The sequence below is a fragment of the Corallococcus sp. 4LFB genome (assembly GCF_046520365.1).
In the GTDB taxonomy this organism is placed as follows: Bacteria; Myxococcota; Myxococcia; order Myxococcales; family Myxococcaceae; genus Corallococcus; species Corallococcus caeni.
In genome coordinates this window covers 1-5,417 of the sequence record NZ_JBKGHJ010000521.1, presented here as the reverse complement: position 1 = coordinate 5,417, position 5,417 = coordinate 1, and the positions used below count along the sequence as shown (strand labels likewise).

General features: G+C 72.2%; 6 protein-coding genes. 5 read left to right on the top strand and 1 reads right to left on the bottom strand.

Annotated elements, in window-relative coordinates; all coding sequences use genetic code 11:
* Positions 1-1,261 (bottom strand): sigma-54-dependent transcriptional regulator (locus ACLEQD_RS35815; RefSeq protein WP_410390316.1); only part of this gene is annotated, 1,261 nt, incomplete at its 3' end.
* A 177-nt stretch (positions 1,262-1,438) separates the two neighbouring features.
* Here ACLEQD_RS35815 and ACLEQD_RS35810 point away from each other — a divergent pair.
* The 5 genes from ACLEQD_RS35810 to ACLEQD_RS35790 all read left to right on the top strand — a co-directional run.
* Positions 1,439-2,188: an OmpA family protein gene (locus ACLEQD_RS35810; protein WP_410390318.1), complete on the top strand. Its 750-nt coding sequence runs from the start codon at positions 1,439-1,441 to the stop codon at positions 2,186-2,188.
* 23 nt (positions 2,189-2,211) lie between these two features.
* On the top strand, positions 2,212-2,646 hold the full coding sequence (locus tag ACLEQD_RS35805; RefSeq protein ID WP_410390314.1) for a chemotaxis protein CheW: 435 nt from the start codon (positions 2,212-2,214) through the stop codon (positions 2,644-2,646).
* A gap of 4 nt (positions 2,647-2,650) precedes the next feature.
* Positions 2,651-3,019: a protein CrdC gene (locus ACLEQD_RS35800; protein ID WP_410390312.1), complete on the top strand. Its 369-nt coding sequence runs from the start codon at positions 2,651-2,653 to the stop codon at positions 3,017-3,019.
* Positions 3,016-4,830, top strand: a complete 1,815-nt coding sequence (locus ACLEQD_RS35795) for a methyl-accepting chemotaxis protein (protein ID WP_410390310.1) — start codon at positions 3,016-3,018, stop codon at positions 4,828-4,830. The genes ACLEQD_RS35800 and ACLEQD_RS35795 overlap by 4 nt, the downstream gene beginning before the upstream one ends.
* The coding region (locus ACLEQD_RS35790; RefSeq protein ID WP_410390308.1) for an Hpt domain-containing protein at positions 4,827-5,417 on the top strand (591 nt) is incomplete at its 3' end. The genes ACLEQD_RS35795 and ACLEQD_RS35790, both read left to right, overlap by 4 nt.

Below are 5,417 nucleotides of genomic sequence, written 5' to 3'. Positions count from 1 at the left end.
GCTCGGTGACGGGCCCGGCGGCGGGGACGGTCCCGGCGGCCAGCGGAGAGGCGGGCACGTCACCGCCCACGGTGGGCTCGGGCATGGGGGGCAGGGGGCGGCCCCGGGGCAGCAGCTCCAGCGCGTCCGTGCGCGAGACGACGGGCCCCTCGCACAGGATGGCCAGCCGCTCCACCAGGTTGCGCAGCTCGCGCACGTTGCCCGGGTAGTCATACGCGCTCATCACCGCCAGCGCGTCCGGCGACAGCGCCAGCGGCCGCCGCCCGTTCTTCGCGCAGGCCTCGCGCAGGAAGGTGTCGATGAGGTCCGGCAGGTCCTCGCGGCGCTCGCGCAGCGGCGGGGAGTGAATCTGCACGACGTTGATGCGGTAGTAGAGGTCCTCGCGGAAGCGCCCCGCGGCGATCTCCTTCTCCAGATTTTTGTTCGTCGCGGCGATGACGCGCACGTCCACCTTGAGCGTCTCCGCGCCGCCCACGCGCTCCAGCTCTCCCTCCTGGAGCACGCGCAGCAGCTTCGACTGCATCGCGGCCGGCATGTCGCCGATCTCGTCCAGGAAGAGGGTGCCCTCGTGCGCCAGCTCGAACTTGCCGCGCCGCACGCTCACCGCGCCGGTGAAGGCGCCCTTCTCGTGGCCGAACAGCTCGCTCTCGATGAGGTCGTGCGGCACCGCGGCGCAGTTGAGCTTCACGAACGGCCCGCCCTTGCGCCGGGAGTGCTGGTGCAGCGCGCGCGCGATGAGCTCCTTGCCGGTGCCGTTCTCACCCGTGATCAGCACGCGCCCCTCGCTGGGCGCCGTCCGCTGGATGAGGGAGAAGATGCGCTGCATGGCGGGCCCGCCGCCCACCATGTCGAAGCGGCCCAGCTGCGCGCGCAGCTCCTGCAGCTCCTCCATGGCGGCCTGGTGCTTGAGCGCGTTGCGCAGCGCCACCAGCAGCCGGTCCCTCGCCAGGGGCTTCTCCAGGAAGTCGCGCGCCCCCAGCTGCGTCGCCTTCACCGCCGTGTCGATGGTGCCGTGGCCCGACATCATGATGACGGGCAGGTCCGGCTTGAGGGCCGTGAGCTTCGAGAGCACCGTGAGGCCGTCCATGTCCGGCATCTTCACGTCCATCAACACCGCGTCCACGGGGCGCGCGCTCACCACGTCCAGCGCCACCTGCCCGCTGCTGGCCAGCTCCGTGCGGTAGCCGGCCAGCTGCAGCGACTGGCTCAGGGTGAGGAGGATGTTTTTTTCGTCATCGACGATGAGGACGGCGGCGGGCATGGGCAAACTGCTCACACTCTCACGGAAATAATCGGAGCATCAAGCGTCTCGTGCCGCACGGAGGCGCAGCGAAAGGACAAATCTTTTGACTCCCCCCGGTGGGTCCGACTACACGCGACAGGCCCTGGCCCGCCTCCCTGTGGGCCTCTCTTTTCCCGTGGTTGCTGTGGAGGAATGATGCGTCGGATTTCGCTTTGGGCCGGGTTTGCCCTCGCCGTGGCAGTGCTGACCGGGTGCCCGCCCACCTACCCCAAGTGCAACAACGACGAGCAGTGCCAGGAGAAGGGCGAGGTCTGCGTCCAGGGCCAGTGCCAGGAGTGCGCGACGGACGCGAACTGCCGTGAGGGCTTCACCTGCCAGGCCAACAAGTGCGCGCCCAAGCCGCCGGAGTGCACCACGGACGCGGCCTGTGGCACCGGCCGCATCTGCGAGGCCGGCAAGTGCGCCGAGGCCCAGTGCAAGGACGACTCCACGTGCAACGGCGGCAAGTGCGAGGCCGGCCGCTGCCAGGCCCCCAAGGACACCTGCTCCGCCAACACCGACTGCGGTGAGGGCCAGGAGTGCCAGTCCGGCAAGTGCGTGACGGCGGACGCCTCCTCGCGCTGCGACTACTCGCCGGTGCACTTCGGCTTCAACGAGGCCACCCTGGACTCCAGCGCGCAGTCGCGCCTGGGGGAGCTGGCGGCCTGCATCAAGGCCAGCCAGGGCAAGATCACCCTGGGCGGCCACGCGGACGAGCGCGGCACGGAGGAGTACAACCTCCAGCTGTCCAACCGCCGCGCCGCGGCCGTGAAGCGCTACCTGACCGACCTGGGCGTGCCGGGCAACCGGCTGTCCACGGTGGGCTATGGTGAGACCCGCCCGGTGTCCAGCGCGTCCACCGAGGAAGGCTGGGCGGAGAACCGCCGCGTGGAGTTCCAGCGCTAGTTCTGGGGTAGGCTCTGGGGCGCATGGCCGCCCTAGAGTCGGAAACACGCCAGTCCTATCTCGTCTTCGCGTGTGGAAGCAGTTGGTACGCGGTGCCCGCGGAAGCCGCGGCGGAGGTCGTCACCTTCCCCGAGCTGACGCGGGTACCGGGTTCCCCGCCCCACCTGCTGGGTGTGTTCGCGCACCGGGGTGAAGTCATCCCCGTCGTGGACATGAGCCTGCTGGTGGGCGGGCTCACCGCCGGGTCCCGCCGCGCCGTCCTGGTGCGGCTGTCCCGGGGCACGCTGGCCCTCACCGCCAGCAACGTCGCCGGTGTGTCCGCGCTCATGGGACCGCTGGAGCCCCTGGGCCCTTCCGGCGTGCACGTCCACCTGCGCGGCCCCGTGAAGAGCGGCGCGCGCGACGTGGCCGTCATCGACCCGGAAGGCCTCTTCGACCACCTCAGCCAGGGCGGCTAGCCCCATGCTTCCCGCGGGCCGGGTCGAGGGGACGCTCCTGTGCCACGTGGGGCCGCACCGCATCGCCTTCGAGGCGGGCGAGGTGGCCTCCATCGCCGCGCCGGACGCGGGCATGGTGTCCGCCCACCGGGCCTTCCAGGGCGCCGGCGGTGCCCAGCGCGTGCTCGTGACGGCCACCGGGGGCACGGTGGGCGTGGACGGGCTGGAGATTGATTCGGAGGTGCTGTCGGTGCTGCCGCCCTCGCCGGTGGTGGCCGGGGCTTCCGGGGGCAGCCTGCGCGGCTTCGTGCTGACGCGCGGGGTGCTCTGGCCGCTCTTGCGCCTGGAGGACTTCCAGCGCTACCTGCTGGACCTGGCCGCGGAGGGCGCATGACGCCGCCGCCGGAGCTTCGCGCGCTGGGCCGCTGGACGACGCGGCCGCGCATCCCGGGCAGCTGCCTGGGCGTGGGGGTGGCGTTCCTGCACATCCACCTGTCGCACACGCTGCCGGAGGCCGGCCGCACGCCGCTGACGGGGCTGATGTTCTGCGCGCTCGCGCTGTTCATCAGCGTGGGGTACGCGCGCGACACGCGGGCCCTGCGCACGCTGTTCGCGCTGGGCGAGGGACGGCTGCCCGTCACGTCCGAGCACCTGCTGGTGGCGGTCCAGGAGGTGGCGGCCATCCCCGGCCGCAGCTTCTGGTTCGTGATGCAGGGGTGGCTGGGCGGCACGCTGACGGTGGCGCTGGCCTTCCCCCTGCTGGCGCACGTGCCGTGGACGGAGGGCGTGCGGGTGACGGTGCTGGGGCTGTCCATCGGCCCCTTGAGCGCGATGCTCGTCTACCTGATGGTGGTGCGCCGCGCGCGGGCCACGCTGGAGCGGCTGGTGGAGCTGGGGCTGTCGCCGCTGGAGGTGCTGGCCGCGCTGCCGCCCCGGCGCATGCACATCCGCCGCCGCCTGGTGGTGTTCACCGCCATCGCGGTCCTGAGCCCGTCCCTCTTCATCCTGGACGTGGCCTTCACGCGCACGGTGACGGTGGTGGACGCGTGGGCCCAGGCCACCACGCCGGCGGCGCGGGCGGAGGTGATGGCGCGGGCGCGCGAGGGCGGGGGGCCGCCGCTGGGGCTCATCTCGGGGCTGGTGACGCTGCTCATCCTGGGCACCGCGGCGCTCGCGGGCACGGCGCTGTCGGAGCCCCTGCGCGCCATCACCGAGGACGCGACGCGCATCGCGCGCGGCGAGGTGCGGCCCCCGCGCGTCATCCACGCCGAGGACGAGGTGTGGGCCACCTCCGCGGCCTTCACCCAGATGCAGGTGCAGCTGGTGCAGGCCCTGTCGCAGCTCAAGCGGGCGGGCATCCAAATCTCCTCCACGACGGAGCAGCTGGTGGCCACCAGCACGGAGCAGGAGGTGGGCGCGGACGAGCAGGCCGGCGCGCTCAACGCCACCAGCGCCACCACGGAGGAGCTGGCCCGGTCCGCGCAGCAGATCGCCGACAACGCGGAGTCCGTGTCCGCCATCGCGGAGACGACCTTCGGCGCGGCGCAGTCCGGCCAGCGCGGCGCCACCGCCTTCCTGGGCGCCATGCAGCGCATGAAGGAGGACAACGAGGCCATCGCGGAAGCGGTGGTGCGCCTCAACAAGCGCGTGCAGCAGATTGGCAAGGTGGTGGAGTTCATCAACGAGATCGCCGACAAGTCCGACCTGCTGGCGCTCAACGCGGAGCTGGAGGGGACGAAGGCGGGCGAGGTGGGGCGGGGCTTCTCGCTGGTGGCGGCGGAGATGCGCCGGCTGGCGGAGAACGTGCTGGAGTCCACGAAGGAGATTGAAGGGCTCATCGAGGAGGTGCGCGAGGCCTCCGCCGCGGCGGTGACGGTGACGGGCGGCGGGGTGCGCGCGGTGGAGACGGGGACGGGGCTGGCGGAGCAGGTGTCGGAGTCGCTGCGGCAGATCGTGAGCCTGGCGGGGCAGACGTCGGACGCGGTGCGGATCATCTCCCGGTCCACGCAGCAGCAGCAGACGGGCACGGATCAGCTCGCGGACACGATGGCGGACATCCTGCGCATCACCCAGCAGAGCCTCAACGCGACGAAGCAGGTGGGCGCGGCGAACGGCGACTTGCTGGGGCTGGCGCAGGACCTGCGCGGGGTGGTGGAGCGCTTCCAGATCCACCAGGCGACCCTGCGCAAGGGGGACGGCGGGTGAACCCCAGCGAACGGCTCCTCAAGCAGTTCCGCGACCTGGTCACGGTCCGTCTGGAGCGCATCAACCGCTCCCTGATGGAGCTGGAGTCCGGGGGCAACCTGGAGGCCGGGCAGCGGGTGCTGCGCGAGCTGCACGGGCTCAAGGGCGAGGCCCGGATGATGGGCTTCAGTGAAATCAACACGCTCGCGCACGAGATGGAGGAGCTGGTCCGGTGCGCGGAGCCCCAGCGCTACCGCCTGTCCTCGGAGTCCACCGACGCGCTGCTCGCCACGGCGGACACGGTGCTCGCGCTGTCGGGCGCGCTCCAGGCGGGGGAGCCGCTGCTGGCGGTGGAGACGCTGGTGGCGACGCTGCAGCAGCAGGTCGTCGTGGAGTCCGCGCGGTCGCCGGGAGCCTCCCGTCCGGACGAGGGCGGCCGGGCCGCGAAGGGAGAGGGGACGCAGGGCGCCTCGCACCTGTTCGTGCCGGAGCGCCGGGAGCCGTCGGGAGGCGTGGTGGTCCCCGCGCACTGGGGCGTGCCGGCCTCGCGCCCGGACGCGCCGGCAGGAGGCGCCTCCCCGGCGACCGCCGCATCGCAATTCCTCGCC

Excerpts from the sequence above, each read along its gene's own strand:
- ACLEQD_RS35810 (WP_410390318.1), top strand. The coding sequence starts at position 1,439 with ATGCGTCGGATTTCGCTTTGGGCCGGGTTTGCCCTCGCCGTGGCAGTG.
- ACLEQD_RS35805 (WP_410390314.1), top strand. The coding sequence starts at position 2,212 with ATGGCCGCCCTAGAGTCGGAAACACGCCAGTCCTATCTCGTCTTCGCG.
- ACLEQD_RS35800 (WP_410390312.1), top strand. The coding sequence starts at position 2,651 with ATGCTTCCCGCGGGCCGGGTCGAGGGGACGCTCCTGTGCCACGTGGGG.
- ACLEQD_RS35795 (WP_410390310.1), top strand. The coding sequence starts at position 3,016 with ATGACGCCGCCGCCGGAGCTTCGCGCGCTGGGCCGCTGGACGACGCGG.